Here is a 24,598-nt window from a genome sequence, read left to right as displayed (position 1 = left end):
CGGCCGCGAAAAAAAGGGGAAGGGCAGTTGCTCTCACGGCTGACGTCCGCTCGCCATGTAGCAGCGCGCCGGTCCCGGTCAGTTCCGCTGGGGCGGCGACTGGCTGAACCAATTTTCGAAACTCGTTGCGCCGATACGGGGGTGGTGGCTCGGCACAAGCGACCGGTCGTCCAGTTCGGCGCCGAAGTACCGTGCGTGGGGATCTCCGGTTACCCTGCGCGGATCGTTGCTGGCCTTGAGAAACCGCGCGACAAGGTCACTCATGCGCATTGGCTCCGGACCCGCGATCTCGATCACGCCGTTAGCCGGCGGCGAAATCGCAACCTCAGCTACGAAATCCGAGACGTCGTCTGATGCGATCGGCTGAAAATAGGCGTAGGGAATCGTTGCGATGTCGCCGACCGTTCCCGACTGTGCGATGAGGCTCAGGAACTCGAAAAACTGCGTCGAGTGGATGATGGTATAGGGGATGCCGGAGTTTCGGATCAGCCTTTCCTGGGCCATCTTGGCACGCATATAGCCGCTGTCAGGTAGACGCTCGACGCCTACGATCGAAAGCGCGATGTGATGCTTCACGCCGGCCACTTTTCCTGCGGCGAGCAGGTTCCGGCCGGAGGTCTCGAAGAAATCCAGAACGGCCTTGTCCTCGAAGGACGGCGAGTTCGCCAGGTCGACGACGACTTGCGCTCCCGCGAGCGCTTCGGCTAAGCCCTCGCCGGTAATGGTATTGACGCCACCGTTGGGTGACGCCGCGAGCACGTCATGGCCCTTCTTGCGCAGTCGCTCAACTGTCTTCGAGCCGATCAGCCCGGTGCCGCCGATAACCACGATTTTCATGGTCGATCCTCCTGGTTCGAATTCCACGGATTGGGTTGAGCGGCCACCAGGCCGACACATCACTCCGTCTTCGCTGTAGACAATGCGACGGTGCCGCCTGCCAAACTATCGAACTGAGGCATTTGTCGTGCGATGCGAAAGTCTAGGACCGGTGCGTCCATTGGCGGGGGATCATAATCGGGATGTGACGCACGGCAGCTGCAAGTGCATGGGTGGACCAGGCCGTCGGAATACATAGTCGACCCTTGTGCATACAACGAACCGATGCTCGGTAACCGCATGGCGGGCCTCTCTAGCCGACTGGAGGCGTCGGCCTCACCTTCGATCCAATCGACTGCGCGTGGTACGCGCACATAGCGTTTTCGATGAGCAGAGGGGCCGCTAGGCCGCCCAACGATCGGAGAGGACGTCAATTGTCACACTCAGAAGGGACACGAGGCACAGTCGGCGACGATGGCCAAGGCGGGGGCGCGGGCATTGCCGTGCGCTCCCGACATACGGAGCAGCCTACAGCCGGCATCGTTCATGACCTGGGCAATTTCATCCAGGTTGCGTCATCCGCGTTGAACCGGGTTGCACGGGATCCCAGTGTCTCAATGGCTCCGGCCCTTGCGCCTGTGATCGCCAGTGCCAGGATGGCGCTGCAACATGCCGGCGCGCTCGTCCGGGAGACGATCGGCGGAGCCACCGAAGCACCTCTAGACATGGAACATACAGAGTTGAGCATCTGTCTGACTGAGGTCGAGGCTCTTATCCGAAGCGCATGGGGGGCGCACGTCCGGCTCGAGGTCCGCATCGGATCGGGTTTACCTGCCGCGAGATGCGATCGCATGGGATTGCAGAATGCGATTCTCAATCTCGTGTTCAACGCGCGTGACGCTATGCCTGACGGCGGCTCGATCTTGATAGACACGGCAATGGCGGGTCACGGCCGCGCCTCGTTTGTCGAGGTCCGGGTCGCAGACAACGGTATCGGCATGACACACGAGACCATGGCCCGTGCCTTTGATCCTTTCTTCACCACCAAGTGCTCTGGGCTGGGTGGTATTGGCCTGCCGATGGTGAAGCACTTCGCCGAACAGCACGACGGAACCGTCGAAATCGACAGCGCACTCGGGTCAGGCACTACGGTGATCTTGCGATTGCCTGCGGCTCTCCTGTATGCCGAAAAGCTCGCTATGCTCTGCGGAATTTCGGCGGCGTCTATTCGGCTGCAGGAGTTTCGTCTCGTCGCCTTCACAGGGCGAACAACGCGAACCTTCCCGAGAGTGTCCCAGGGGAGGATCTCGCCTTTATCAAATAGGCATGTAGCAACGCCGATAGGAGGGTAGGCCCTGCGCCGGCAAGGTCAGGGAATGGCGGGGTTTGATCCCTGCCACGTCGGTTCGTAGAAGGGTCATGCCTCTCTGTCCTTGTGCACGCCGGCTGCTCGGACACGTCTGTATGGAACGCTGCGAAAGACCGTCTCAATGGCTTTGAGCAGGGCAGAGCTCGAGTTTGCGTGCTGCTCTCCAGGTTTGTCGTTTTCGTCCAATGTCGACATTCCGGTTGCCAGGATAGCCGCCAAATCCTCGGCCATTTCGGGCCTCTCGTGCAGCAACGGAGCGAAGGTTGCCTGGTCTATCTCGTAGACCACGACGTGGCTCATTGCCCGTAACGTCGACTTCTCGCCTAAGCCGGCGAGCAAGCCGGTTTCTCCGAAGAAATCGCCGGGCGCCAAGTGCCCGATTTCCTCGAGGCGAGCGTGGTCCTCGCGTTGTCGAACGATGACCCCGGTCTCGACGATCATGAGAGATGGTAGCATCTCTCCCTGTCGTGCGATGATGTCGCCCTTGCGATAGATGCGCACGGAGACCGTTGCCGCAAGGGTCTGCTGCTCATCCTCTGTCAGCGCCGAGAATATCGGTATGGCTCTGATAAGTCCGATAGGGGTGACGCGCGGGGGAAGAGCCGTCTGGCCGGTCGACAGAGCGGACATCGAGATCGAAGAAGAGGGCTCGGCCAGTAGCAACCCTGTGGATTTCACATGGCGATAAACGAGATCGATGATTTCATTCCTCGCCTGAACACGTCGATGGACATCTGCAACATGGAAGAGCAACTCGACCTCGATTGCCCTTGCATCCAGGCTCTTGATTGCAACCACTGGCGGCGGTTCCTTCAGAATGGAGTCGCAACTGAGCAAGGCCGTGCGCATCACATCTACAACGATCGCAGGCATCTTCGTCGGCGCCAGTCTGAAAGAGAGCGAAAGCCCGTGTTTTTCGTCAGGGCTGCTCACGTTGGTCAAGCCAAGTTTGGCCAGGAAACCGTTCGGGAGTACGACTATGTTGTGGGCCCAAGTGAGCAGGTGGGTCGACCGCCAATTTGTCTCGACAACACGACCTTCGGTACCGTCGCTGAGTACGATCCAATCGCCGAGCACATAGGGGCGACCAAGCGTTAGTGCGACGCCTGAGAAAAGGTCGCTCAGCGTATTCTGAAGCGCCAAGCCCAGCATTATGGCAAAGACGCCCGATGTGGCGATCAGCGTCCCAACGGGAATGGCGAAGACGAAAGCGAGGATCGACAGCAACGTACTAATGTAGACGACGCCGACGACGAGCTCCTGCAGAAGGCGTGCCTCACGCGGCTTTCCCTCGAAGACAAGGAAGATGCGGACAAAGCCGATCAATGCCCAGGCGAAATGAAGCCACCATAGTACTTTGGCCGATCCGATCAGGACCGCTTCAGGTGTTGCCAGATCACCCCGTGCTGGCTCGTAGGGAACGACAGCGCCGTCCAGGAGCAGGAGCGACATAACAAGGAAGAAGGCGATCTGAATGACCAGCCGTGCGTTAGCCAGCCGCCTCGGAATCAGATGCCACACGACAATGCCGGCAAGGCCAACCAGCACGATGTAGAGAAGGGGGGAATTCCACCAGCTCATGACTGCAGCCGCGTCGGCCATCGCAGGTAGCCCACCTATTTCGGATCTGGATGGGGGTGGTGGTCGTTATCTCGCGGAGCGCTGGGAGTTGACGCTGCCTTATTCCTCTCCAGGACTGCTTCTGTTATCGAGTTGGGCAGGCACCGCGGCGTCTCGAGGTATCCGAGCAGCGGCATGGCGACGACGAAGAACGCGAAATAGGCGAGGGTCGCCATTTGGGACATCGTGACGTAGACACCTTCCGCAGGCTGCGAGCCGAGCCAGCCGAGAAAGAGGGCGTTGACCACGAACAACCAGAAGAAGAACCTGTACCAGGGCCTGTAGGCCGCCGATCGCACCTTTGAAGTGTCGAGCCACGGCACCAAGAATAGAACGGCGATTGAGCTGAACATCGCGAGCATCCCACCGAGTTTGGAATTGATCGGGCCGACGTTGAAGGTTATGGCGCGCAGGATTGCGTAGAACGGCAGGAAGTACCATTCCGGCACGATGTGAGCAGGCGTCTTCAGCGGATTTGCGACCGTGTAGTTGTCGGGATGGCCGAGAAAATTTGGAATATAGAAGACGAAATAGGAGAAAAAGAACAGGGACACGATAATACCGAACGCGTCCTTTACGGTAGCATACGGCGTGAAGTCCACAACGTCTGTCTTTGATTTCACCTCAATGCCGGTAGGATTGTTCTGGCCGACTACGTGAAGTGCCCAGATGTGCAATGTCACCACGCCCATCAGCAAAAACGGTAGCAGATAATGCAACGCAAAGAAGCGGTTCAGCGTTGGCTTGCCCACTGCGTAGCCGCCTAGCAGCAATTGCTGGATCCAGTCGCCGACCAGGGGAATGGCGCCGAAGAAGCCAGTGATGACAGTGGCGCCCCAGTAACTCATCTGGCCCCAGGGCAGCACGTAGCCAATGAAGGCCGTCGCCATCATCACCAGCAAGTTGGTACAGCCGAGCACCCACAGAAGCTGTCGCGGTGATTTATACGAACCATAATAGAGCCCGCGGCAGATGTGGATGTAAACTGCGATGAAGAAGAACGAGGCGCCATTCGAATGCAGCGATCTCAGCAGCCAGCCCGAGTTGACATCGCGCACGATCTTTTCGACTGAATCGAAGGCGAGGGTGGTGTCGGCCGCGTAGTGCATGGCCAGCACGATGCCGGTCAATATCTGCGATACCAGCATGATCGTGAGAATGCCGCCGAACGTATAAGCGTAATTCAGGTTGCGGGGGACGGGATAGACGATGAAGGAGCTATGCACCAACCGCGGCAGCGGTAGGCGGGCGTCGAACCAGCGTTCTATACCGGTCGTTGGCTTGTAGGTTGAGGGTCCCTCACGCATCTTAATGTTCGTCTGCTCTAGCCGATGCGAATCTTGGTGTCGGCAATGAATTGGAACACCCGCACCGCCATGTCCTCAGGTATCGGTTCTTTTCGGATGCGGCCGGCGGTGTCGTATTGCGACCCGTGGCACGGACAGAGCCAGCCACAATCCATGCTTCCTTCTCGGGTGATGCGGTTGGCATCGGTCGCCGGCGCATCAGCCGGCAGATAGGCGTTGCGAGCAATCAGGTCCTTGAGGTCGGCCAAATTGGGCGCCTCGCTGTCCTCCCGCTCTGCTTCGGTGCGGTTGCGCACGACAATCGGGGCCGAGGCGAGCAACGCGTGGTGGACGGGATCGCGTTTGACTTCGGTAGGTTCGGTCATGGATGCGGGCTCCTGTTGCTGAAAACTGTTCCATTGCGCCGGCAGCTATCGAGCAAGTGACGCCGCAATGGTCGCCATTCGAGTTTCCAGGTAGTGAACCATGCCGGCCTTGGGCGGATGTGCGCCATCATGCCAAGGGCATGTGCGTTCAATACTTTCGCTGATGATTCCAGAGCGAAGGGCTGGCCGGATAGCGAGCACGCCATGCATTGTGACAGGGGGCCGGATAGTCCCAGCCGATATTTCCTCATGTCTGGCGTAATGCGCGCGACAATCAAACAAACAATTGTTCATTCCAATTCATGCCTCGGCATAGGAATGCCTGCCCATCGGCGTCGTAGCCGTCCTCCGTTTAGGCACTCGCTTCCAACGGGTGAAAGGCCATGCTCGTGCGGTGTCGATTGGACAATAAAAGCCGAACGCCGTCTTAGCCTTCAGGACTTTATTGCTCACGGGAAAAGCCGATATGAAAATTGTGGTCATCGGCGGCTCGCATTACTCGAGAGCGAGCACCGTCAAGAAGTTGCAGCGTAAGGGTCTCGAAGCTGAAGCGGTGCCCACGCGTGCGAGTATCGAAAATCTCATTACGGACTATCGCGATGCAGGTTACGCTGGCCAACATCTGAGGCGTCGCCTCCGGTATTTGGGGTGGCTGATTCATGAATTGTGGCGCAAGAGACGCTCGCAGCGCAGCAAGTTTGGCGATCGATCCTAAGTTCTTGAAGCGACGTGCCGAGCGTCCGCGTTAAGAGGAATTCGCGCCCGGAACCTGCCTGTTTTCGGCCCCAAATCCGCCGGTCAGCAATGCGCCCGTCTCGGTCGTGTTGAGAGGTCGTAACTGCATCCCAAAAGCAGACATCCGAGTGAACAGGCGGGAAGGCTCGGTTGCGCCATAGGCTGCCATTGGGTTGTTACTGGCGGAACGACCGCTTTCCCCTCGTTGCGGCGATTTCGAGATCGGTCCATGGCTGGTGTGCCGACGGTTGGGCCGTATCGTTCGAAGAGACCGTAGTGCGTCTAACGCTAGCTTGGCCGACCGATCCACCGCACGATTTCATAGGCAGGCATCGGGCGGCGAAAGCCCTTCAGCGTCAGCTCGCCAACAGGAACGGATTCGACCAGCGACTCGACAGCTCCGACGACCCGTTGGCTAACAAGAATCTGGCGCGATTTGGCCTCCTCGCATAAACGGGCGGCATGGTTCGACACAGTGCCGATGACGGCATAGTCCGAGCGCTGATCAAAACCGATGCGCCCGATGGTTGCGTGGCCTCTGGCAATGCCGATCCCAAAGCCAAGCAAATAGTCCCGCTTGCGCCATCGCTCTGAATGCTCGTCAATCGCGTCGCGCATTGCGGCAGCCATTGAGACAGCTCTCTCGCTGTGGTCGGCGCATGGCAGTGGATCGTTGAAAACCACAACGATACCGTCGCCCACGAACCGCTCAAGAGTTCCCTCGTGGCGGACGATCTGTTCACCGAGGCAAGAATGATACTCGGCAAGGACCGTCATGACTTCTTCGGGCTCGGCGGTCTCGGCGAAGGCTGTAAAGCCGCGCAGATCGCAGAAAACGACCGTCACCTCCCGACGGTGACTTTGCAGAAGCGCGTCATCATTTCCCGCCGCAATGATGATATCTGCGACCTGCTCGGGCAGGAACCGCCTGAGCCGCGCCATGCGCTCAAGCTCCGTCACCTGCTCAGCCACGGTTTTCTCGAGCGACTGGTTCCAGTCGGAAAGTTGCGCTGCTTGGTCCTCAAGGCGTTTGGCCTGGCCCGCGACAGTGTCGTGAAGCGCCTTCTGGCGCAGCATCGAACGCACCCGCGCCAACAGCGCCTGGTGCTCGAAGGGCTTCGTCAGATAATCGTCGCCGCCGGCATCGAGCCCCTCGACCACATCGCGCGTGTCGGCCTTCGCGGTGACGAGGATGACCGGAATCGCCTGCAGGGAGCTGTCCCGCTTGAGCAGGCGCACCACGGCAATGCCGTCGAGCTTTGGCATCATGATGTCGAGCAGGATCAGATCCGGCGTGAATTCGCGGGCTTTCGCAAGCCCCTCTTCACCATCGGCGGCTGTTGCTACTTCGTAGCCATTCGCCTCGAGGCGCATGCGCAGGATCTCGAGGTTTTCCGGAGTATCGTCAACCGCGAGAATGCGAGGCGGATCGTGCAAGGTGCTGCCTCCCTCAAGAAAGGAACCCGCGAATCTCGGAAAGCAGTTGGCGCGGACTGAATGGCTTGGCAATGTAACCATCGCACCCAGCAGCAAGGGCTTTCGCCTCGTCGCCCGACAACGCGTAGGAGGTGACGGCGATAATCGGAATGTGCCGGAGCGCTGGGTCGGCCTTGATGCGGCGTGCCGCTTCATACCCGTCGATCACCGGGAGCTGAATGTCCATAAGGATCAGGTCTGGCCTGTGCGCTCGGGCTGCAGCGATGCCGGCGGCGCCGTCCGCCGCCTCGATCAGTTCGTATTCGGTGGTAACGATGAGATCGCGGATGATCTGGCGGTTGTCCTCGGTGTCTTCTACCATCAGGATTCGTTTGCTCATGCGGCCCTCACGTCCTCATTCACCCGGATTGGTACCTTCAGACGGAATGTCGACCCTGACCCGATCACGGACTCGACATCTATGGTTCCGCCATGCATCTCGACGATGCGCTTCGAGATCGCCAGGCCAAGACCTGTGCCACCCTTTTGCCTGGTGCTGCTGTTATCGACCTGCTGGAATTCTTCGAAGATGAGAGCCTGGTCCTTGGACGCGATGCCGGGACCGGTGTCTCGGACGGTGATCTCGAAGTGCCCGTCGACCGCATCGGCAAGAATGTCGACCGCACCCTTTTCGGTGAACTTGACGGCGTTGCCTGCAAGATTGAGCAGGACCTGCGTCAAACGGCGTTCGTCCCCGTGGCCGATTGGAAGGTTCTCGGCAACAGTCGTTGAAAGCTCAAGGCCCTTCGCTCGTGCCAGCGGCTCGACAGCGGTAACTGTCGATCGAACAATCTGCGCGACGGAGTAGTCCTCGATCGCCAGCGTGAGCTGGCCGGCTTCGATCTTGGAAAGGTCGAGTACGTCGTTGATGAGCCCTAGGAGGTGACGGCCGTTTGCCTGCACGCGCGCGACGGTCGTCTTTGCCTTGTCCGGGAGTTCCCCGTAGATGCCGTCGACCAGCAGTTCTGTGAAGCCCAAGACCGAATTGAGCGGTGTCCTGAGCTCATGGCTCATATTCGCGAGGAACTGGGACTTGTGGCGGCTAGCTGTCTCCAACTCCCGGCCTTTCTCCTCGATCTCGCGGAACAGCTTGGCATTCTGGATCGCGAGCACCGATTGGGCTGCGAAGGTCTCCAGCAGGTGAACAACCTGCTCATGGAAGGCACCTGGCTTGTGGCGCCTGACGACCAGTGCGCCGACGATCTTGTTGGGCCTCAGCAGCGGAACGATCAGGATACCGCGATATCCGGCTTCGACGATCGTCTTTCTTACACGGAAGGATGAGGTCTCCTCGCTGAGGTCGGGAAACTGCACCGGCATGCACCGCCCGGGTGCGTCGCCGATCCCCATGTCGGCCAGCCCGATCGTCTGGTGTGAGACTGCGGCTATAAGCTCATCGCTCATACCGAAGTTTGCGCGCGGACGGAATTGCTGCCGGGTGCTGCTGAACACGTAAATGGTGCCAGCATCCGTCTCCGACAACTGGACCGCTTTGGCGACGATCGTTTTCAGCACCGTGTCGAGATCGAGCGTCGAATTGACCGCCTTGCTGACTTCCCCGAGCGCCTCCAGTTCGCCGACCGAGCGTGCAAGCTCGGCCGTGCGCGCCTGCACCTCTTGATACAGTCGCCCCAGCTGGTCGGAGGTCTGGTTGACGTTAGCGGCGAGCACTCCAAGTTCGTCGCGATTGGCGACGGCAACCCGTTGGGCGAAGTCGCCGGCCGCTATCTGGCTGAGACGCGTCTCGATCTTCTTGACCGGTTCGATCAACGACCAGGAGATGATGTAACCGAGCCCCAACGCCAGCAGGATACTGCCCACGGCAAACGAAACCACGATCAGTCTGGACGTGCCGTACGCACCCTCGGTCGTTTCGATGGCCGCCACCATGTCGGCTTCGGCCATGTTGACCAGCTGGTTTGTCAGCCGCTCGAGTCTATCAGCCGACGGTATGATTTCATCAAGCTGAACCTTGCGCGCCTCCTCAGAGCGTAGGTCCAAGAGATGTGCTATGAGCCCAATCAGTGCCGGTCCAATCAAATAGCCTCCATAGGAAAGTGTGTGGTAACAGCGGCGACCGCCATATTGGCGGGCATCAACGTCTGCATGCCAGCGGCCTTGAACATCAGCGGGATAATGTTTGCGGCGCCGAAACCAACCAGCATGAAACCGCAAAGGGCCAGCGTTTGCGAGGCAAACGCCAAGGTCGTACCGAAGCCAAGTGCAGCGACCAGCCCGCCCACCTGAAGGACCCGACGCGCTCCGACCGCATCGACAACCCGGTCGCGGATCGCCCCGAGCGTCGCCCTGGCGGCGAGCGCGACCTGTTCGACCAGTGAGTTCACCGCTGCCGTCAGGGCTTGCCTGGCGGGACGCAGTCGGCGATCGCGTCGAAATGTCCGTCCGGGAATGGGCCCGGATAGATTGCGGCGCCGAATCTGCGTTGTGTCGCGATACCCTTCAGCGCTTCACGAATTATGAGAAGCGAGTTCCTATAAGCGGCCATCGCCTCGGTTGGAGACGACGGAATTTCGCCGTAGCGAACCTTAGCTTCGCACAGTACGGCGTCGATGACTGCGCTGGTCATCACCTTGCTGCCCTTTAGCTTCGTTGACAGCTCCTGCAGTTTGTAAAGATTGTGGCCTGCCTTGAAATATTTGTCATACGGCACCCCGTCGAACTGCAGCAAAGCTTTGATTGATTTTTCGGCGGCCTGAAGGAAGGACCATCGAGCGTGGCCTTGAGATACGCCGTCCATCAGGGCGAGGGCGCCGCTATCGAGGTCGACCGCAGCTTCCTTGACCAGGGTGTTGGCGAGGCGGGCGCTCATCTCGTTGTAGACCGATATGATCAGCGCGGCCTGTTCTGCCACTGCGGCATAGGCACTCGGCGGAAGGCTGTTCGCGTATTGCTGGGTCATGCCGTCGAGCAGATTGAGAAGGTTGTCCTTCAATGACCGTGGAGAGCGGGCGATTCGCCGATAGCGATATCCAAGGCGTGCAGGGTTGATCTCGACGTCGACCTGTCCGGCCTGGATCATGGGCACCGACATGCGGAGCCGATCGCCGTCGATGTCGATAACACCGATCGAAGGGCTATAGACGATGCGAGATCGGGTATCATAGCGCTGCTTGAACCAATTGGAGATGTGCGCTGTCAATGCTCCGAGGCTGAGATCGTCGGGACTGGGATCTTCTATTGTCGGCCGGAAGTTCAGTGCCAGGCCTCGCCGAAGGCAGAAATCGCGCCAGGCGCGAAACATCCTGGCGTGTGGCGGCACGCCGTTCTTGCGCATCTCGTCGTCAAGGGCGGAGAGTTCGTCGTGAAGGTCTTGGAGAGTGTTCAGGGGCTTTGGCGTGTGATCCATCATTCATGCGCTCGCAGTATCCTGGCTGCCTCCTTTTGGTGGGGCCCAACCTTCCATCCAATTTTGACCATTCACAAATGAAACGACGAACTCTTCGAAGCTTTCGACGGGGGTTGCGTTATTTTCTTGATCAACGCGCACCTGAAACCCGTTAAAGGTCAAGTACGGCATGCCGTCCGGAATTTCGCTTTTCTGCTTTGCGAGATATAGGTCCTGCACGCTCCTCACGAATTGCCGGCCGAAGCCATCAACTGTTTTTGTAAGCGATCGCAAAACATTGAAGGCGAACCTTCCATATTCCAGCAGCTCCGCCTCAGAAGGAAGGTAGCCTTGATGGATGACCCGGTTCCTGAATTCGATCTGTTTGCCGGGCATCTCGAACCGAGATTTCGTGTCGAGATAGTAGAGCGCGCAAAAAGCGCCGAACTGCCGTTCCGACATGTGGGAAAGCGGCTTCCAGAATTCTTCGACCTGGTCGAGCGACAAGCCTTTCGAATGCATGGAACAGCGAACGTAAAATTCATAGGCGCGCTCGATGGCCGCGGCCATGCTGGAGACGCTCTCCCTGAAGTGCCCGTCGCAGTAGGCGTTGCACGCCGACATGAGCAGGACCCAGTATTTCCGCTCGTCGAACATCACTGCTGATTGATGCCCTTTAGGGCAATCGACGATCGCCAGGCCAGAATCCTTGAGCGTCGCCGGCCCCGCGATCAAAGGCGCTGTGGCCGCGTCTACGCAGTGTGAGCAAGGCAACCAGAGCTTCATTCTTTGCGCTCGCGCGGGTAGAGCCGCCGACCGGGGGCGGCCTCGTCGGGTACGGACGCGAGATAATCGCCAAGCCAGTCCAAGGCGGTGTTCCATGCGATGCGGGCGGCGGCCTCCGTTTCGAGAAACGCCGTGTTGATCACAATGATCGCGGTGAAGCCGCCGACATTGGCATCGGCGAAGTGGGCAGGCTTAAGCCGCCAATCAAATCTCACGCGTTGGCTGAATTTGTCGCCATCCAGACCCCGGTCCCAATGAAAGAAGACAGGAAAATAGTGGGCCGCGTCAGCGATCTTGTCGGCATCGTTGAAGGCAAACTCGACATAGCCTGAAAAGTGAAAGCCGCGATCGTCCTTTATCACTGGCCCGCTGACGCAACCGATCGTAAGCAGTCCGGTCTCCGGTTTGTTGATCTTGCTGACCAGGTCGAAAAGGGCCGGATCTTCGGCAAGCTCAGGAATTTCCGACAGGCGATGCAGCTCGCCCTTCAGATTTTTAAAGCCGAAGTTTTCGGTCCCGTCGTCGCGGACGCCTGGGCCGTACGGTATGCCTTTCGGCCGATGATCGATCGAAAGCTCGTTGATGTAAAGCTTTTCCAAACAAGTCCCCATCGTGCTTTTGCGAACCAACCACAAATTTAGGAAGCACCTGCTTTTTAGGCAAATTTTTCGGTTTACACGGCAATGAACGTGTCTCGGCCGGGTTCATCGCGGAGGAGATTCACACGGGAATCCGTTCGCGATATTGTCGGATCGTGGAAACCGCTTTCGACGATCTGGTGCGCCTTTTGAAAGCCCCGCAGCCGGGCCTGCGCGAGCGGTCCAGCGCCTTCCTGTTTCAGATGCTTGGCAGTCTCGCCACGGGCCTCGCCATCGGTCTGGGTATCGCGCTTGGGCATGCGATTGCGGGCTAGGCGCAATCCCTCAATACGGTCCCCAGGATCCATGGTTGAACGCAAACGTGATCATGCCATCCTTTCGCGTGGTCAAAACGTTTCTTGTCGCCCCCCGAAATGCGCCGCTGCGGGTAAAACGACGGTAGAAGGGTATCGTCTCTTGCGTGTCGTACATATAACCCTTGTCTGAAATCACGACATAGTACGGCTTGCAGTAATGGAATATTTCTTCACAACAGCCATTCTCTCGGCCGTGGTGTGAGGCGACAAGCACATGTGTATTCTTCAACGCCTCCCGAAAATCCTCCTGTTCCAGAAGTTTTAGCCAGCCCGCCCGCTCAAGGTCGCCGGGGAACATCATGCCGACACCGTGGCAGTTCAGGTGCACGACCATGCTAAGATTGTTTTCATCGTCGAAAGCTGGATAGTCGTTATAGAACACCTTCCTGGTCATTCCGGCGAATGAAGGCTGAGGCGTCGCCAAGCCGCCGGTGCCGGCGGTGAAGACGTTGTCAATGACGTCCACCAGCTTGGCGATCCCGGCGCCCATACCATCCTCGCTTTTCAACTTGCGGATGGTTTGCGAGGTGACCGATTTGTTTCTCCAAAGCCATTGGATGTCGATTCCTCGATCGAAGAGGTTCGGCAGGCCGGCGACGTGGTCTTCATCGTAGTTGGTGATCGCCAGCATATCGAGATTGTAGATCTGGCGGTCGTAGAGATAGTTGCCCGGTCGCCAGCCCGTGAGGCCGTTCTGGCCGCAGTCGATCATGAGCCGAGAGTTGTCGTCGCAAGTAGCAAGGGCACACGCCCCATGCTCGACGTCGAATATCTGCAATTGCATATTGATGAGCCCGAATTTTGCGTCGCGTCAGATTTTGCCGTAACGTTAAAAAAGCAAGGCCGGATAAGTCACAGCGCCTAGTTTCCCACTGAGTTTTTTCACTTTTCCCCAGCCTGCGAAGTCGCAAAGGTCACGAAGACTTCGATGCTGTAGAGTCGATAGAATTTCAGATAGCGCTTGAAAAGTTGAAATGAAATAAGGGCGAAGCCCACGGCTGCCGCAAATTCGTGGGCGGCGCTGCCGAAGGTGTCCAGTCGCGGCGCCACCCATGCCTGGACGAAAAGCAGCTCGGCTGTGACCGCGGCGATAAAAGACAGATTGCGGCAAAAGCCATAGACGTTCAGAAAGTTCGCAAGCCTCGGCTTTGCGTGTTCGTCTCGCTTGGCCACCGAATAGGCCACCCAGTAGGCTTCATCACCTCGCAGATCCGACCCTGCTTTCTCCAGCGCTGTTTGAACACGAGCCCTCATTGTCCGTGACAAGGGGGAGAAATAGGATGGGAGCAGAAATTGGGACAGTTGCGAGGCCGAAGGCTCGGCCAGCAAAAGGTGAACCGACGGCGGCTTAAGCATGTCGTGAACAATCCCGGCCTCGAGCAGTCGCGAGGCGGGCCCGGCCACCAGGTGGCCGGCTGCGTAGGAGAGAAACAGAACGAAGACGCCGGTGGAAACGTCCCAGTTGGCATGGATGACAAAGCTGGTGCCGAAGAAGAAGTCGGCCGCCGCCAGGACGAAAAAGCCTTGCGGCAGATAAGCAAAAACGTCGTAGTCGCTTAGTCGCCCAAAAACATCCATTTGGTTTAGCGCCCCCGCTTTGACCCTCTCCGGTATGTTTCACGGGAAGAGCACCGAAACAAGCTCCCGCCGTCGTTCTATGCCAGCTTGTGGCGCGCCTTGGCGAAGAACATCGAGATGGTGTTGCGGAATTCCAAATTGACCGGATGGGCCTCTTTTTCGATTGGCCCTCGATCAGCTCTTGCGCTGATCCGCTCGAACATGTCCGAGAGATAGCGCTCAGGATCCTGCTTGGCGCTGGCAAGGTCGCGAACGACTTCCATGAGAATGTACTGGTTCGCCTGGTTGATGGCTTGGGCTTGGCGCACCCACAAATGCGATGTGGGGCCTACGTGGAGGCAAAATAGATCCTTGCTGCAGTGAGCTGTCGCCGGGCCACCGCGGGGTTGGAGACGAAGCCGACACAAATTTCGGTGACATAATCGCTGACAATTCTCCGACTCGCAGGCACGCTTGGCGCGCGCTACCGCTCAAGCTAAGCCAACATTGCCTCAACATGTCGACGCCGCCGGCGGCGAGCGGGTCCCACAGCAATCGAAAGCGAACGCGCTACGCTTGTAGCGTCACGGTGGTCGTGCTACAGTCGTAGCATGATATACGCCACAGACCGAGTCTTCCCCGCTGCCAAAGTCTGCGAAGCAGCAGGGTGTAAGGACGTGACCTTTCGGGCTTGGCGCCGCCGAAACGGTTTGTTCCCTGAGTTGTGGGGCGGCAGAACCGTCAATCATTTTTCGATACTTGACATTTGCATGGTGCGATTAGTCGTCGTTCTGACGCGCCACGGGTTGGGGGCCGACGACGCAGTTGCGTTCGTCCAAGGCAAGGATCTGCTGTTCGGTCTCGAGCTATATGTCGGTAGAATGCTCGATGAGGACGATCGTGGCGACGAGATCGTCGGGTTCAGCTTTAGCGAAGAGACCCCGCCTGAGACGAAGATAATGTTGATGGAAGGGGAGGGTACTGTCGTCGCCGCAAGGGATGCTGGGCCTACGCGCATAACTTACTTTCATGCAGGCTCCGGTCAGGCCACGCTCAGCGATACCATGAAGAACAACAAGGGCGTGGCTACATTCTTGAATGTTCGCGCGATTGTTGACCATGTGCTTGACAAGCTAGGCATTACTGCGTCGGAGGAAGGATAAGCGGACTATGGCCGGTACTCCTGTCTCCTTCAAAGTCTCTGATGTTGCACGCGCCATCAAAGGTGCGCGCAAAGGAAACATGGAGCCAGGCAGGGTCGAAATCGATCCGGTTACCGGAAGGATCGTTGTCATCGCCGCCGAAAAGACGAGCGAGCCGGAAAATGCCGTCGACAAGTGGATGAAGAACCATGCGCGTTCGTCTTAAGGGACTGAACAGCCGCACCAAGACGCTCGCTAATGGTAGCGTCGTTACTTACTACTGGGCGTGGAAAGGTGGACCTAGGCTGCCGGGCAAGCCGGGAGACGCCGAATTCATGGCAGCATACAATGCTGCAATCACGCGCAAGATATACCCTCGCCAAGGAGCCCTGCTTTCCGTCCTGAACGCCTTTCAACTCAGCTCGGATTGGGACGACTTAGCGCCACGCACCCGGGCCGATTATGTCAAATTGATTAAGATGATCGAAAAGAAGTTCGGCGACTTTCCATTGTCGGGCATGAGCGACCGCCGCACGCGCGGCATCTTTATGGAATGGCGCGACGAGCGCGCGAAAAGGTCTCGCCGGCAGGCTGATTATGGCTGGCAGGTGCTGGCCCGAGTTCTCTCCTGGGCGCACGGTCGCGGTCTTGTATCGGCCAATCCATGTGAGAAGGGCGGTCGCCTATATCGCGGTTCTCGTTCCGCGAATATCTGGAGCGCTGCAGACGAGGCTGCATTCTATGCCAGTGCGCCTGCGCACCTTCATCTTGCGCTCATGCTGGCCTTGTGGACGGGCCAGCGTCAAGGTGACCTGTTGCGCCTGACCTGGCAGCAATATGACGGCAAGGTCCTCCGCCTGCAGCAATCCAAGACGGGACGGCGGGTTGTGATACCGGTTGGCGCACCACTGAAGTCAATGCTCGAGACGACGCGCGGCAAGGTTGGGCAGATATTGCTCAACAGCGACGGCGTGCCATGGACGGCTGATGGTTTTCGCTCTTCATGGCGCAAGGCCTGCGCTTCCGCTGGCGTGACCGGTGTCACGTTCAACGATCTCCGTGGAACTGCGGTAACGCGCCTGGCACTCGTCCAGGCTTCTGTGCCCGAGATCGCAACAATAACCGGGCACAGTCTGCGTGACGTGCATGCAATTCTCGATTCAAACTACCTCAACCGCGACCCTGCGCTCGGGGAAAGCGCCATCCGCAAGCTCGAAACGGGAACCAAAATTCCCGACCGCGCGTCCGACTGACACGAAATGTTCCAACAATGAACCGGAAAAATCGCTTTAAAATCAATTGGCTGGGGAACCTGGATTCGAACCAGGACTAACGGAGTCAGAGTCCGTGGGTCTACCGTTAACCTATTCCCCAGCAGGCGCGACTGATATCGCGCGAAGCGGGCGGCTGTGTGCCGCGAGCGCTGCCTTGTAGCCGCCGCCGGAAAATAGTCAACCCCGCGCCGCGTTTCAATCGCAGCTTTTGATCGCTTTGGCTCGGCGCGGCGGGGAAGGGGCTCAATCCTCGCCGCGGCTGTATTGCGAGTGCTCGAAAAACAGCACCACGCCGAGCCCGATGAGCAACGGGACAATCAGGTAGAACAGGCGGAAGACCAACAGCGCGGCAAGCACACCGACCGGGTCCATGTGCGACAAACCGGCCAGGAAGACGATCTCGAAAACGCCGAGGGCGCCCGGCGCATGCGACAATAACCCTACCGAGAAGGACACCATGAACACGCCCAGTATGACGAAATAGCCGGGATTGCCGGCGGCCGGCAGGACAAAGTAGATGATCGCTGCGGCTGCCAGCAGTTCGACCGGGCCGATCACCAATTGCCGCGCCACGATCGGCAGCGCCGGGTAATGCAGCTGGAAGCTGCCGATCTTGAGCGGCCTCAGATGGAGCCAGCTGCAGAACACATATGTCGCGACCAGGATCAGCATGAGAAGGCCGGCCGCCGCAGCCAGTTCGTGGTGCGGGGTCGTGGTGAAACGATCGACGATCTGCGGCTCCAGCACCAGCACCAGGCCCCCGACAAGCAGGCTGGAGAGCACGAAGGTGATCCAGCAGATCGCCACCAGAATGCCGACATCCTGGCCGGTCAGCCCCCTCGTGCCATAGGCGCGGTAGCGGATCACCGCGCCGGACAGCACCGAGCCGCCGATATTGTGCGACAGCGCATAGGTGGTGAAGGAGCAAAGGGTGACAAAGAGCCAGGACACTCTTTTGCCGATATGGAGCAAAGCGATGTGGTCGTAGCCGGCGAGCGAGGCATAGGCGACGACGGAACTTAGCGCCGCCAGCACCCAGGCGCGCGCGGGGATGGCGACGATACCGGCCCAGACGTCGTCGAGCGAAATGCCGCGCAGCTCGTGGATGAGCAGCCAGAGCGAGAACACCACGGCTGCTATGCCGATAACCGGCCAGAAATAGCGCCTCCAGTTCATGGCGTCGTCGTCATGGAGTTAAGCTCATGGATATGATGCTGCCCAAACCCTCTCGAACCCTCGTTTGAGACATGCCTGATTGAAGCCGGCTATTCAACCGGCAAGAGATTGCCCCTGCGTGACGCCGCCAAAAATCAAGTCACCCGCTCTTGGTGATTGCGGATCGCGCTGCTAGTCTGTCCTCAACTTGAAACAAATCTAGGTAGCTGCTGCGTCCTTCCGGTTCGCGCGGCGCCGAAAGGAATTGCAGTGGAAGACCACGATACCGGCGCTGGCGCGTCGGCAGTGGGTGTGTCCGGGGCATCGCCGACGGAATCGGCGCGGTTCAGCCGCCATGCGGGTGCGCATGCCAGACATGCCGACCAAAGACATGCCGACAATCAAGGCGAAGACCAGAAGGGCAAGACGCGCAAGCGCCGCAAGCGCCGGCGCGGCCGCAAGGTGTTCGCACGCGACGAGAACGGCATACCGCTGTCGGTGCCCGCCGCCGCACCTGCCGGCCATGCGCCAGATCCGGCGCCGCCATCGCCGCAACCGCGACCGGTGCAGAACGGCCCGCGGCCGCCGCATCTGGAACTGCCCGTCTTCGCCGCGCTCGATCTCGGCACCAACAATTGCCGGCTGCTGGTCGCTGTGCCCGGCCGTCATGGCCAGTTCCGCGTCATCGATGCCTTTTCGCGCATCGTCAGGCTGGGTGAGGGGCTGTCCGCCAGCGGGCGGCTTGGCCAGGCCGCCATGGATCGCGCCGTCGAGGCGCTTAAGGTCTGCGGCGAGAAGCTGCGCAATCGCAAGATCAGGAAGGCGAGGCTGATCGCCACCGAGGCCTGTCGCTCCGCCGAAAACGGCGTCGAGTTCCTTGAGCGCGTCGAGCGCGAGGCAGGGCTGAAGCTGGAAATCATCGACCGCCAGACCGAGGCCCGCCTGGCGGTCTCCGGCTGCGGCTCGCTGGTCGAGCGCGATACGCGCGGCGTGGTGTTGTTCGATATCGGCGGCGGCTCGTCCGAGATCGCGCTGATCGACCTCACCCGCGGCCAGCGCTCGCCGCGGCTCGCCAACCACATCGTCTCCTGGACTTCGCTTCCGGTCGGCGTCGTCTCGCTCGCCGAGCGTTTTGGTGGCCGCACGGTGACGCGCGAGACCTTCGCAGCCATGGTCGAGGATGTCGCGGTGAGGCTGAAGGCCTTCGACGGGCGCGACCGGCTTGCGCATGTTCTGGCCAGCCCCCAGTTCCATCTGCTCGGCACCTCCGGCACGGTGACGACGCTGGCCGGCGTCCATCTCGATCTCGAGCGCTACGACCGTCGCCGCGTCGACGGGCTGTGGATGGACCGCCAGAGCGTCGACCGCATGGTGGAAAAACTGATCGGCTGGGATTTTCAGCAGCGCGTCGCCAATCCCTGCATCGGGGCCGATCGCGCCGACCTGGTGCTTGCCGGCTGCGCCATCCTGGAAGCGATCCGCGGCGTGTGGCCGTCCGAGCGGCTGCGCGTTGCCGACCGCGGGTTGCGCGAGGGGATTTTGAGCGAGCTGATGGCCGATGACGGCGCCTGGCGTCACGACGGGCGCCGCGCATGATCCCAGAAAGTGGATTCCGGTTTTTGGAAAAGATCATGCGCAAAAGTGAGCGTTCATGACAAAGAAGCCGGAAAAGCCGGGCTCGGCCGGCATGCGCGTGCTGAAAACCAGGATCAAGAAAAAGAGCGGCCTGAAGGAATCCTCGCGCCGCTGGCTCGAGCGCCACATGAACGATCCCTACGTGCAGCGCTCCAAGGCCGATGGCTACCGCTCACGCGCTGCCTACAAGCTGACCGAGATCGACGACAAGCACCATCTCCTGAAACCCGGCATGAAGGTGATCGACCTCGGTGCCGCTCCCGGCGGCTGGTGCCAGGTGGCGGCGGCGCGCACCAAATCGAGCGCCGAAAATCCGCATGTCGTCGGCATCGATTATCTCGAGATGGACGCGGTGCCGGGGGCAGTCATCCTGGAGATGGATTTCCTCGATCCGGAAGCGCCGCAAAAGCTGTCCGAGGCGCTCGGCGGCCAGCCCGACGTGGTGCTGTCGGACATGGCGGCGCCCACCACCGGGCACCGCCGCACCGACCATCTGCGCACTATGCATCTGTGCGAGGTGGCGGCCGATTTCGCGCTGCAGGTTCTGAAGCCCGGCGGGCATTTCCTCGCCAAGACTTTTCAGGGCGGCGCCGAGAACGAGCTCTTGTCGCGGCTGAAGCAGAATTTCCGCTCGGTCCACCACGTCAAGCCGCCGGCTTCGCGCGACGAGTCGGTGGAGCTTTATCTGCTAGCCAAGGATTTCAAAGGGTAGCTCGTCCCTCTCGGCGCTGCGGGCCGATCCACCTTCTCCCACAACAAGGGTGAGAAGGAGAGGGCGCGCCTACTTCCCCGCCCCACCCACCGCCTCCAGCGTCTTCGGCGTCGTCAATTTGCCATGTCCCGACACCGCGTTGCCGGCGTCGGGCGCTAGCCGCATGAAGGTCACCGATGCCGCCGCCGAGACGGCGGCGACGATAAAGAAGGCGATGTGGAAGTCGCCGAGCGTCAGCGGCCCGCCATGGATCGAGGTCGACACTTCCAGGATGCCGCCGGCCAGCGCCACGCCGAGCGCGATCGAAAGCTGCTGGAAGACGGCGGTGATCGGCGTCGCCTTGCTGGTGTCGGCGGCGGAAATCTCGGCATAGGAGAGCGCGTTGACGCCGGTGAAGAACATCGACCGGATGAAGCCGCCGACCAGCAGGATCGCGAGCATCAGCGCATAGGGGGTCTCAGGCGTGAAAAGCCCATAGATGGCGATCGAGCCGGCGGCGATCAGCGAGCCCCAGATCAGCACCCGGCGGAATCCGGCGAGGCGGAAAAGCAGCGCCGTGACGAACTTCATGCCGATGGCGCCGATCGCCGAGACGAAGGTGATCATACCGGACTGGAACGGCGTCAGGCCGAAGCCGATCTGGAGCATCAGGGGCAGAAGGAACGGCACCGCGCCGATGCCGATGCGAAACAGCGAGCCGCCGAGCACGGAGGAGCGGAACACCTGGTTGCGGAACAGCTCCAGCGCCAGCAGCGGGTTTTCGGCGCGCCGTGCGTGCAGGAGATAGAGCACGCCCGAAACCAGGCCGACGGCAACCGTGATGAAGCCGGCGATCGGCGGCAGCGCGGGCAGGCTGACCACCGAGAGGCCGAAGACAATGCCGGACGCGGCAAGGCCGCTCAGCACGAAACCGGGAAAATCCAGCGGCGGCGTCTCGGTCGGCTCGGTTGCCGGCAGATAGCGGGTAGCAAGCCAGATGCCGACCAGCCCGATCGGCACGTTGATGAGAAAAATCCAGTGCCAGGTGAAATAGGTGGTGATGAAGCCGCCGATCGGCGGACCGACAAGCGGACCGACAAGCGCCGGCACCGTCAGCCACGACATCGCAGCGACCAGCTCGCTCTTCGGCGTGGCGCGCACCAGTACCAGGCGCCCGACGGGCGTCATCATGGCGCCGCCGATGCCTTGCAGGAAGCGCGACACCACGAAGGCCGGCAGCGAGTTGGAGAAGGCGCAGGCGACCGATCCGGCGATGAAGACGGCGATCGCGGCGCGAAACACGTTCTTGGCCCCGAACCGGTCCGCCATCCAGCCGCTGATCGGGATGAAGATCGCCAGCGACACCAGATAGGCCGTCAGCGCCAGCTTCAGCGCGATCGGGCTGGTGTGGATATCGACGGCGATCGCCGGCAGCGACGTCGCGATCACGGTCGAATCCATGTTCTCCATGAAAAGTGCGACCGCCAGGATGAGCGGGATGATGCGGTTCAAGGGAGCGCCCTGATTTGTCTTCGCGATTCCAAGGCCAGGCTGGGGGCGAGCCGGCACGCCCGGGCGGTATCATGCCTCAACCCGGATGTCGCATTAAATTGCTGTCACTTTTGCGCGACCGCAACCGCTGGTGGCCTCAAAACTCAATGCTCAACACTTTGCGACGGAGTGCAACGATCGGCTTTTCATCGCTCGCAGGACGTGTTACCAGCCAGCGCCAATCCTGAAAGGGAAGATGAGAGTCGGCGCTGGCCATTTCGGCCCGGCGCCTTTTCCGCATTCAAAAGGACTGGCCATGGCAAAAATCATCGAGACGTCCACCGGCGCATTGGCGCTGACCTTCGACGACGTGCTGCTGCAGCCCGGCCATTCCGAGGTGATGCCCGGCGAGACCGACATCCGCACCCGCATCGCCGGCGACATCGACCTCAACACGCCGATCCTGTCGGCCGCCATGGACACCGTCACCGAGGCCAGGCTTGCGATCGCCATGGCGCAGGCCGGCGGCATCGGCGTCATCCACCGCAATTTCTCGCCGGCCGAGCAGGCCGAGCAGGTCCGGCAGGTGAAGAAATTCGAGTCGGGCATGGTGGTCAATCCCGTTACCATTGGCCCCGACGCGACGCTGGCCGACGCGCTGGCGCTGATGCGCTCGCACGGCATTTCTGGCATTCCGGTGGTGGAAAACGGCGGCACCGGCGGTCACACGGTCGGCCGGCTGGTCGGCATCCTCACCAACCGCGACGTGCGCTTCGCCTCCGATCCGTCGCAGAAGGTCTACGAATTGATGACCCGTGAGAACCTGATCACGGTGAAGGAGAACGTCGACCAGGACGAGGCCAAGCGCCTGCTGCATAGGCACCGCATCGAGAAGCTGGTGGTGGTCGACCGGAAGGGCAATTGCGTCGGCCTGATTACCGTCAAGGACATCGAGAAGTCGCAGCTCAACCCGCACGCCACCAAGGACGTGCAGGGGCGGCTGCGCGCCGCCGCCGCCACCAGCGTCGGCGACGACGGCTTCGAGCGCGCCGAACGCCTGATCGACGCCGGCGTCGACTTGCTCGTCATCGACACCGCGCATGGCCACTCGCAGCGCGTTTTGGATGCGGTGACGCGGGCCAAGAAGCTCTCCAATTCCGTGCGCATCCTGGCCGGCAATGTCGCCACCGCCGAAGGCACGCAGGCGCTGATCGATGCCGGTGCCGACGCCGTCAAGGTCGGCATTGGCCCGGGCTCGATCTGCACCACCCGCATCGTCGCCGGCGTCGGTGTGCCCCAGCTGTCCGCGATCATGTCGGCGGTCGAGGTGGCTGAGAAGTCTGGCGTGACGGTGATTGCCGACGGCGGCATCAAATATTCGGGCGATCTCGCAAAGGCGCTCGCCGCCGGCGCGGGCGCCGCCATGATCGGCTCGCTGCTTGCCGGCACCGACGAAAGCCCGGGCGAGGTCTATCTGCACCAGGGCCGCTCCTTCAAGGCCTATCGCGGCATGGGCTCGGTCGGTGCGATGGCGCGCGGCTCGGCCGACCGCTACTTCCAGGCCGAGGTGCGCGACACCCTGAAACTGGTCCCGGAAGGCATTGAGGGGCAGGTTCCCTACAAAGGACCTGTGGCTGGCGTGCTGCACCAGCTTGCAGGCGGCCTAAAAGCAGCTATGGGTTATGTGGGTGGGCGCGATCTTGCCGAGTTCCGCGAACGCGCCACCTTTGTGCGCATATCGAACGCCGGACTTCGTGAAAGCCACGCCCATGACGTCACGATCACCCGCGAAAGCCCGAACTATCCGGGCGGACTATGATCAGGCCGGCGAACGGCCGGATCGCCCGGGCCTGTGGCGTGGTTTGATCGTGACGGTGCTGCGCCTGTCGCGTCATGCGGCGGCTCTCTCCGTCGCCTCCGCCGCGATCTTCATCGCCATGACGGCGCTGGAGTTCTTCTATTTCCGCCGGCTGAGCGGCGGGCTCCCTTCGCTCGACATGCGCGTCACGGGCTTCACGCCCGATGAAGGCATGGCATGGCTGACTGCGCTCGGCCGGCGCGGCGGCGAGATCATCATCGTTTGGCACTTTCTGACCTTCGACTTGCTGTTCCCGGCGCTGCTGTCGCTCACCCTGGTCAGCCTGATCGTGGCCTTCGGCCGGCGGCTCGGCAATTTTCGCGCCATGCCTGCGCAGTTGCAGGCGCTGGCCGCGCTGGTGCTGGTGCTGCCCTACACGATCGCCGACTACGCGCAGAATTTTGCCGTGGCGCGGCTTTTGTCGGATTTCCAGTCGGCCAATCCCGATTCGCTGTCGTTCGCCTCGTCGCTGACCGTCACCAAGTTCGCGCTTCTGGCTATTCCCGTCGCGGTGGTCGCGGTGTTCGCGCTGGCGCTGCAGCGGCGCTGAGCGGACAGGGGGTGGGGATGAACCAGACTGCCATCTTCTGGCCGATGCTGGCACATGTCCTCCTGGTCTACATCGTCTATCTGGTGATGCTGAAGCGGCGCTATCTTGCCGTGAAGTCCGGCGAGGCCAAGATCAGCCAGTACAAGGTCCGCTCGACCGAGCCGGTCTCGAGCGTCACCGTCGCCAACAATCTGATCAACCAGTTCGAACTGCCGGTCCTGTTTCACGTGCTTTGCCTGGCGCTCTTCGTCACCAACGGCGTCAACTACCTGACGCTGGCGCTGATGTGGCTCTTCGTCGTCACGCGCTATGTCCACGCCTGGGTGCATGTCACCAGAAACTACATGCTGCACCGCAGCCGAGCCTTCTTCTTCGGCGCGGGCGTGCTTCTCATCGCCTGGATCTGGTTTGCCCTACACTTGGCCGGCGCGGTTTGAGTCGTGCCAGTTCCCTTCTCCCCCCTGGCAGAG

26 protein-coding genes, 1 tRNA gene and 1 pseudogene are annotated in these 24,598 nt (G+C 60.5%); 11 read left to right on the top strand and 17 right to left on the bottom strand.

The features are described 5' to 3' along the window. Positions 1 to 78: 78 nt before the first annotated feature. A complete protein-coding gene (locus EJ067_RS01275) occupies positions 79 to 837 on the bottom strand; it encodes an SDR family oxidoreductase (RefSeq protein WP_126084308.1) in 759 nt (252 codons plus the stop codon). An 830-nt stretch (positions 838 to 1,667) separates the two neighbouring features. Here EJ067_RS01275 and EJ067_RS35010 point away from each other — a divergent pair. After that, positions 1,668 to 2,168, top strand: a complete 501-nt coding sequence (locus EJ067_RS35010) for an ATP-binding protein (RefSeq protein ID WP_245468129.1) — start codon at positions 1,668 to 1,670, stop codon at positions 2,166 to 2,168. Between the two features lie 65 nt (positions 2,169 to 2,233). On the opposite strand, the gene EJ067_RS01265 is transcribed toward EJ067_RS35010, so the two are convergent. The 3 genes and pseudogenes from EJ067_RS01265 to EJ067_RS01255 form a co-directional block, all read right to left on the bottom strand. Then, positions 2,234 to 3,787 carry a mechanosensitive ion channel family protein gene (locus EJ067_RS01265; RefSeq protein WP_126084306.1) on the bottom strand — a complete coding sequence of 518 codons (1,554 nt, stop codon included), beginning with the start codon at positions 3,785 to 3,787 and terminating at the stop codon, positions 2,234 to 2,236. Between the two features lie 14 nt (positions 3,788 to 3,801). Beyond that, positions 3,802 to 5,112 carry a cytochrome b N-terminal domain-containing protein gene (locus tag EJ067_RS01260; protein ID WP_126084305.1) on the bottom strand — a complete coding sequence of 437 codons (1,311 nt, stop codon included), beginning with the start codon at positions 5,110 to 5,112 and terminating at the stop codon, positions 3,802 to 3,804. A gap of 17 nt (positions 5,113 to 5,129) precedes the next feature. After that, positions 5,130 to 5,417 (bottom strand): annotated as a pseudogene (locus EJ067_RS01255) (Rieske 2Fe-2S domain-containing protein); the annotation flags it as partial. A 526-nt stretch (positions 5,418 to 5,943) separates the two neighbouring features. Here EJ067_RS01255 and EJ067_RS01250 point away from each other — a divergent pair. Then, the gene (locus EJ067_RS01250; protein WP_126084303.1) at positions 5,944 to 6,192 is read left to right on the top strand and encodes a hypothetical protein; all 249 of its coding nucleotides are present in this window, start codon (positions 5,944 to 5,946) and stop codon (positions 6,190 to 6,192) included. A gap of 308 nt (positions 6,193 to 6,500) precedes the next feature. Here the strand turns inward: EJ067_RS01250 and EJ067_RS01245 are convergent, their stop codons facing one another. The 7 genes from EJ067_RS01245 to EJ067_RS01215 all read right to left on the bottom strand — a co-directional run bounded on the left by EJ067_RS01245 (position 6,501) and on the right by EJ067_RS01215 (position 12,419). After that, positions 6,501 to 7,649 carry a response regulator gene (locus EJ067_RS01245; protein ID WP_126084302.1) on the bottom strand — a complete coding sequence of 383 codons (1,149 nt, stop codon included), beginning with the start codon at positions 7,647 to 7,649 and terminating at the stop codon, positions 6,501 to 6,503. Positions 7,650 to 7,662: 13 nt separating this feature from the next. Further along, positions 7,663 to 8,028 (bottom strand): response regulator, encoded by a 366-nt coding sequence (locus EJ067_RS01240; protein WP_126084301.1) that lies wholly within the window; start codon positions 8,026 to 8,028, stop codon positions 7,663 to 7,665. After that, positions 8,025 to 9,593: an ATP-binding protein gene (locus EJ067_RS01235; RefSeq protein WP_126084300.1), complete on the bottom strand. Its 1,569-nt coding sequence runs from the start codon at positions 9,591 to 9,593 to the stop codon at positions 8,025 to 8,027. Before EJ067_RS01235 ends, EJ067_RS01240 begins: the two co-directional genes overlap by 4 nt. 131 nt (positions 9,594 to 9,724) lie before the next feature. Then, on the bottom strand, positions 9,725 to 10,033 hold the full coding sequence (locus EJ067_RS01230; protein ID WP_126084299.1) for a hypothetical protein: 309 nt from the start codon (positions 10,031 to 10,033) through the stop codon (positions 9,725 to 9,727). A gap of 8 nt (positions 10,034 to 10,041) precedes the next feature. Then, positions 10,042 to 11,058 carry a hypothetical protein gene (locus EJ067_RS01225; protein ID WP_126084298.1) on the bottom strand — a complete coding sequence of 339 codons (1,017 nt, stop codon included), beginning with the start codon at positions 11,056 to 11,058 and terminating at the stop codon, positions 10,042 to 10,044. Continuing rightward, complete coding sequence (locus tag EJ067_RS01220; RefSeq protein ID WP_126084297.1) at positions 11,059 to 11,820, bottom strand: hypothetical protein; 762 nt, start codon at positions 11,818 to 11,820, stop codon at positions 11,059 to 11,061. After that, positions 11,817 to 12,419 carry a hypothetical protein gene (locus EJ067_RS01215; protein ID WP_126084296.1) on the bottom strand — a complete coding sequence of 201 codons (603 nt, stop codon included), beginning with the start codon at positions 12,417 to 12,419 and terminating at the stop codon, positions 11,817 to 11,819. Before EJ067_RS01215 ends, EJ067_RS01220 begins: the two co-directional genes overlap by 4 nt. 155 nt (positions 12,420 to 12,574) lie before the next feature. Between EJ067_RS01215 and EJ067_RS34335 the strand changes: the two genes are divergently transcribed. Beyond that, positions 12,575 to 12,733, top strand: coding sequence for a hypothetical protein (locus EJ067_RS34335; protein WP_189510282.1), 159 nt, complete (start codon positions 12,575 to 12,577; stop codon positions 12,731 to 12,733). A 10-nt stretch (positions 12,734 to 12,743) separates the two neighbouring features. On the opposite strand, the gene EJ067_RS01210 is transcribed toward EJ067_RS34335, so the two are convergent. The 3 genes from EJ067_RS01210 to EJ067_RS01200 all read right to left on the bottom strand — a co-directional run bounded on the left by EJ067_RS01210 (position 12,744) and on the right by EJ067_RS01200 (position 14,661). Further along, positions 12,744 to 13,559 (bottom strand): hypothetical protein, encoded by an 816-nt coding sequence (locus EJ067_RS01210; protein ID WP_126084295.1) that lies wholly within the window; start codon positions 13,557 to 13,559, stop codon positions 12,744 to 12,746. Positions 13,560 to 13,657: 98 nt separating this feature from the next. Next, the gene (locus tag EJ067_RS01205) at positions 13,658 to 14,353 is read right to left on the bottom strand and encodes a hypothetical protein (RefSeq protein ID WP_126084294.1); all 696 of its coding nucleotides are present in this window, start codon (positions 14,351 to 14,353) and stop codon (positions 13,658 to 13,660) included. Positions 14,354 to 14,430: 77 nt separating this feature from the next. Then, positions 14,431 to 14,661: a hypothetical protein gene (locus EJ067_RS01200; RefSeq protein ID WP_126084293.1), complete on the bottom strand. Its 231-nt coding sequence runs from the start codon at positions 14,659 to 14,661 to the stop codon at positions 14,431 to 14,433. A gap of 441 nt (positions 14,662 to 15,102) precedes the next feature. Here EJ067_RS01200 and EJ067_RS01195 point away from each other — a divergent pair, with 441 nt between their 5' ends. Genes EJ067_RS01195 through EJ067_RS01185 form a run of 3 tightly spaced genes read left to right on the top strand, consistent with a single transcriptional unit; the run spans position 15,103 to position 16,727 of the window. Further along, positions 15,103 to 15,495, top strand: a complete 393-nt coding sequence (locus tag EJ067_RS01195; protein WP_145965167.1) for a hypothetical protein — start codon at positions 15,103 to 15,105, stop codon at positions 15,493 to 15,495. Between the two features lie 7 nt (positions 15,496 to 15,502). Next, complete coding sequence (locus EJ067_RS01190; protein ID WP_126084291.1) at positions 15,503 to 15,700, top strand: hypothetical protein; 198 nt, start codon at positions 15,503 to 15,505, stop codon at positions 15,698 to 15,700. After that, positions 15,684 to 16,727, top strand: a complete 1,044-nt coding sequence (locus tag EJ067_RS01185; protein ID WP_126084290.1) for a tyrosine-type recombinase/integrase — start codon at positions 15,684 to 15,686, stop codon at positions 16,725 to 16,727. Before EJ067_RS01190 ends, EJ067_RS01185 begins: the two co-directional genes overlap by 17 nt. Before the next feature lie 47 nt (positions 16,728 to 16,774). On the opposite strand, the gene EJ067_RS01180 is transcribed toward EJ067_RS01185, so the two are convergent. Together EJ067_RS01180 and EJ067_RS01175 are read right to left on the bottom strand one after the other, a co-directional pair. Further along, positions 16,775 to 16,848: transfer RNA gene (locus EJ067_RS01180), tRNA-Gln, on the bottom strand. A gap of 143 nt (positions 16,849 to 16,991) precedes the next feature. Next, a complete protein-coding gene (locus EJ067_RS01175; protein ID WP_126084289.1) occupies positions 16,992 to 17,924 on the bottom strand; it encodes a YbhN family protein in 933 nt (310 codons plus the stop codon). A gap of 249 nt (positions 17,925 to 18,173) precedes the next feature. Between EJ067_RS01175 and EJ067_RS01170 the strand changes: the two genes are divergently transcribed. Beyond that, the gene (locus tag EJ067_RS01170; protein ID WP_126084288.1) at positions 18,174 to 19,499 is read left to right on the top strand and encodes a Ppx/GppA phosphatase family protein; all 1,326 of its coding nucleotides are present in this window, start codon (positions 18,174 to 18,176) and stop codon (positions 19,497 to 19,499) included. A 55-nt stretch (positions 19,500 to 19,554) separates the two neighbouring features. Next, positions 19,555 to 20,250, top strand: a complete 696-nt coding sequence (locus EJ067_RS01165; RefSeq protein WP_126084287.1) for an RlmE family RNA methyltransferase — start codon at positions 19,555 to 19,557, stop codon at positions 20,248 to 20,250. Between the two features lie 69 nt (positions 20,251 to 20,319). On the opposite strand, the gene EJ067_RS01160 is transcribed toward EJ067_RS01165, so the two are convergent. Then, positions 20,320 to 21,741, bottom strand: a complete 1,422-nt coding sequence (locus EJ067_RS01160) for an MFS transporter (protein WP_126084286.1) — start codon at positions 21,739 to 21,741, stop codon at positions 20,320 to 20,322. Between the two features lie 295 nt (positions 21,742 to 22,036). Here EJ067_RS01160 and guaB point away from each other — a divergent pair, with 295 nt between their 5' ends. The 3 genes from guaB to EJ067_RS01145 are packed head-to-tail and all read left to right on the top strand — an operon-like array spanning position 22,037 to position 24,565. Next, complete coding sequence (gene guaB / locus EJ067_RS01155; RefSeq protein ID WP_126084285.1) at positions 22,037 to 23,539, top strand: IMP dehydrogenase; 1,503 nt, start codon at positions 22,037 to 22,039, stop codon at positions 23,537 to 23,539. A gap of 43 nt (positions 23,540 to 23,582) precedes the next feature. Continuing rightward, complete coding sequence (locus EJ067_RS01150) at positions 23,583 to 24,128, top strand: hypothetical protein (RefSeq protein ID WP_245468378.1); 546 nt, start codon at positions 23,583 to 23,585, stop codon at positions 24,126 to 24,128. Positions 24,129 to 24,145: 17 nt separating this feature from the next. Further along, positions 24,146 to 24,565 (top strand): MAPEG family protein, encoded by a 420-nt coding sequence (locus EJ067_RS01145; RefSeq protein WP_126084283.1) that lies wholly within the window; start codon positions 24,146 to 24,148, stop codon positions 24,563 to 24,565. The last annotated feature ends 33 nt before the right edge of the window (positions 24,566 to 24,598 follow it).

It is taken from the genome of Mesorhizobium sp. M1D.F.Ca.ET.043.01.1.1 (assembly GCF_003952385.1).
Taxonomy (GTDB): domain Bacteria; phylum Pseudomonadota; class Alphaproteobacteria; order Rhizobiales; family Rhizobiaceae; genus Mesorhizobium.
The sequence above is the reverse complement of the archived record's forward strand: the minus strand, read 5'-3'. Positions and strand labels throughout refer to the sequence as shown.